This window comes from Acetobacter sp. DsW_54, assembly GCF_002153575.1.
GTDB classification, from domain to species: Bacteria; Pseudomonadota; Alphaproteobacteria; order Acetobacterales; family Acetobacteraceae; genus Acetobacter; species Acetobacter fabarum.
This window is the reverse complement of the sequence record NZ_JOPD01000040.1, coordinates 1-359: the sequence shown is the minus strand read 5'-3', so window position 1 is coordinate 359 and position 359 is coordinate 1. Positions and strand designations below refer to the sequence as shown.

Sequence of the window (359 nt, the reverse complement as noted above, 5' to 3'; positions counted from 1 at the left end):
TCCCTGCTACTGGCCACGGTTCTGAGCACTGCCTCGCTGACCGATGCCGGACCGCGACTTCCGTTGATCGGCAAGTTGGACATCGGCGACGCGGCAAGTGGCTTTATCGACATGATCCGTAACGGGCTGCGAGCCGAGGATGCCCATCAGGCGCTTTTTATCCCGTTCGATTTCCGCCCCGACCATGCCTACAATATCTTCGACACCGAAGCCTGCTGCCGCCAGCCCCTGGAACATCACCGCGCCTTTCTGACCAATTTCCTCTCAACCGTGTGCATGCCGCTCACAGGTGAGCCCTTCGAGGGGATGAACCAGATCATCGATGCGACCGTCAGCACGGCCTATCAGATGTGTTCGGA

1 pseudogene is annotated in these 359 nt (G+C 59.3%); it reads left to right on the top strand.

Annotation, left to right across the window (positions count from 1 at the left end):
- Positions 1–359 (top strand): annotated as a pseudogene (locus HK20_RS13015) (type IV secretion protein DotO); the annotation flags it as partial.